At 35.5% G+C, this 3,002-nt stretch carries 3 protein-coding genes; all 3 read right to left on the bottom strand.

Annotated elements, in window-relative coordinates; genetic code table 11:
• Window positions 1-308: 308 nt before the first annotated feature.
• The gene (locus ACPYKA_RS02345; RefSeq protein ID WP_479540813.1) at window positions 309-1,607 is read right to left on the bottom strand and encodes a pyrimidine-nucleoside phosphorylase; all 1,299 of its coding nucleotides are present in this window, start codon (window positions 1,605-1,607) and stop codon (window positions 309-311) included.
• A gap of 5 nt (window positions 1,608-1,612) precedes the next feature.
• Window positions 1,613-2,800: a phosphopentomutase gene (gene deoB / locus ACPYKA_RS02340; protein WP_479540812.1), complete on the bottom strand. Its 1,188-nt coding sequence runs from the start codon at window positions 2,798-2,800 to the stop codon at window positions 1,613-1,615.
• Window positions 2,801-2,824: 24 nt separating this feature from the next.
• The coding region (locus ACPYKA_RS02335; RefSeq protein WP_479540849.1) for a tyrosine-type recombinase/integrase at window positions 2,825-3,002 on the bottom strand (178 nt) is incomplete at its 5' end.

The raw sequence follows: 3,002 nt of genomic DNA, 5'->3' as shown, positions 1-3,002 counted from the left end.
CGGTGAGACTACGCTGGAGCGAAGCGACGAGTAGGCTCATCAGCCGCCCACGGAAAGCGCAGTGTATTTCCGTAGCGGATTTTATATCACAACTTTGTTTAGATATTTACAGAGCAAGTTAACCTAAGTTACTGCACAGTTTATGGATTTTGTGAAAGAATAATAAATCTTTATGATAGTCAAATGCAGTCTTAAGTCATTTCGAAGGAACAAGTAATGTGGCTTTTCAAGTTTTAAATTTAAAATAACGAAATAATAATATAATTAATACTATTAAAATACCCCCTGAAAATCAGAGGGTTTTGTGCTTATATAATTGTTTCTAGAATTAATTGATCATTTACTTTGGCGTTGCCAATTTCAAAACTAGTATCTAACATTCTTTTAATTTGAGAAATATCTTTCTCATTGGAATGAATGGTAAATAATACGTCACCTTTTTTTACTTCATCCCCAAGTTTTTTATGTAACTCAATACCGACGGCAAGATCGATAACGGAATCTTTTGTTTGTCTTCCGGCACCTAGCATCATAGCGGCTTTTCCTATTTGCTCTGCAATAAGCCTTGTAATAAATCCAGTTTCTTTTGAATAAATCGGTATTTGATTGTGAGCTTGTGGTAATAGAGAAGGATCTTGGACGATACGCTCGTCACCACCCTGAGACTTTATAAATGTCTGAAATACATTTATAGCTTTACCTGATTGAATATTTTCAAATAATATTTCTTTTGCTTCTGCAATAGTTTTCGCCTTATTTGCTAAAACAACCATATGACTTCCAAGTTCAATTGAAAGTTCTGTTAAATCCTTTGGTCCCTGTCCTTTCAGTGTTTTAATCGCCTCTTTTATTTCAAGCGCATTTCCAACCGCAAAGCCAAGTGGTTGTTCCATGCTTGAAATGATCGCAACTGTTTTCTTCCCTACTCGTTTACCGATTTCAACCATATTTTCAGCTAATTTTATTGCATCTTCCTTGGTTTTCATAAATGCCCCTGAACCAGTTTTAACATCAAGTACAATTGCATCGGCACCGGAAGCAATTTTTTTACTCATAATGGAACTAGAAATAAGTGGAATTGAATTTACTGTTGCCGTTACATCTCTTAAGCTATATAGTAGTTTATCTGCCGGAGCTAGATTATCTGATTGCCCGATGATTGCTAAATGATTTTTATTTACATGTTCCACAAATTGATCATTCGTTATTTCAACATGGAAACCGGGAATCGACTCTAATTTATCGATCGTTCCTCCTGTATGTCCTAACCCTCTCCCACTCATTTTTGGTACAACGACACCCGCTGAAGCAACTAATGGTGCCAAAATAAGCGTAGTTGTATCTCCAACACCACCAGTCGAATGTTTATCAACTTTTATCCCCTCGATACGAGATAAATCTACTGTTTTACCACTGTTAACCATTGCCATTGTGAGTGCAGCACTTTCTTCAATTGTCATACCTTTAAAATATATTGCCATTAATAATGCACTCATTTGATAATCAGGAATAGTACCATTCGTATAGTTTTCAATGATAAAGTTAATTTCTGCAGTCGATAATTCAAAACCATCTCGTTTTTTTTCGATTACATCATACATTCGCAAAGTAATCACCTATTTTCATTTATTTGCGCTAAAAAACTTTCTCCATATTTTGGTGGAGTCACGTTAAAATTATCAGCGATTGTTGCGCCAACATCGGCAAATGTTTGACGAATGGATAAAGCCTTCCCTAATTTTATTTCATTATGATAAACAAGTAATGGCACATATTCACGTGTATGATCCGTTCCGTGATGTGTTGGATCATTCCCGTGGTCGGCTGTTATAATAAGTAAATCGTCGGATTCGAGCAAATTCATTATAGAATCCAATTTACGATCAAATTGCTCTAATGCTTTTCCATATCCAATTGGATCGCGTCTGTGACCATATAATGCATCGAAATCAACTAAATTAATAAAGCAAAGTCCATGGAAACTTGTTTGAACAGTTTGGTAGAGCTTTTCCATTCCATCATCATTACTTTTTGTGCGAACTGCTTTTGTAATCCCTTCTCCATCAAAGATATCGGAAATTTTACCTAAAGAAATTACATCATAATTGGCACTTTTAAGCTCATCCATTACTGTTCTGTCAAAAGGTTTTAATGCATAATCATGTCTGTTCGCTGTTCTAGTAAAGTTTCCTACTTCTCCTATAAACGGCCTTGCGATAACTCTACCAACTAAATATCTTTCATCCATCGTTAATTCACGTGCAATTTCACAAATTTCATATAATTCCTCAAGTGATACAACTTCTTCATGAGCAGCAATTTGTAATACAGAATCTGCGGAAGTGTACACAATTAACGCACCAGTTTCCAAATGTTCCTTCCCTAATTCCTCTATAATTGCTGTTCCAGATGCAGGCTTATTTCCAATAATTTTTCTTCCAGTTCTTTCTTCTAAGTTATTGATTAATTCTTCGGGAAATCCGTTTGGAAATGTTTGAAATGGTTGTTTAATATTTAGCCCCATTAATTCCCAATGCCCGGTCATCGTATCTTTTCCAGCAGATACTTCCTGCATTTTTGTATAATGAGCTAAAGGTTTTTCTACGGGTTTAACACCTTCGAATTCTTTAATGTTTCCTAGCCCGAGCTTTTCTAAATTCGGTAAATGAATTCCACCCATGTATTTAGCAATATTACCTAATGTATCTGCTCCAACATCATTATATTTCTGAGCGTCTGGAGCTTGTCCAATCCCTACAGAGTCTAATACTATTAAAAAAATTCGTTTAAATGGTTTCATATTATCCGCCCTTCTTCTCACTGTTTAAGCTCTTGGATGAAATTGTTCATACATATCTTTGAGTCGCGTTTTGGAAATATGGGTATATATTTGTGTAGTTGAAATATCAGCATGTCCAAGCATTTCTTGCACGGAACGTAAATCTGCTCCATTTTCTAATAAATGTGTTGCAAACGAATGACGCAGCGTATGAGGTGTGATC

The sequence above is a fragment of the Pseudogracilibacillus amylolyticus (SeqCode) genome (assembly GCF_051918545.1).
Taxonomy (GTDB): Bacteria; Bacillota; Bacilli; order Bacillales; family Amphibacillaceae; genus Pseudogracilibacillus.
The sequence above is the reverse complement of the archived record's forward strand: the minus strand, read 5'-3'. Positions and strand labels throughout refer to the sequence as shown.

Excerpts from the sequence above, each read along its gene's own strand:
- deoB (WP_479540812.1), bottom strand. The coding sequence starts at position 2,800 with ATGAAACCATTTAAACGAATTTTTTTAATAGTATTAGACTCTGTAGGG.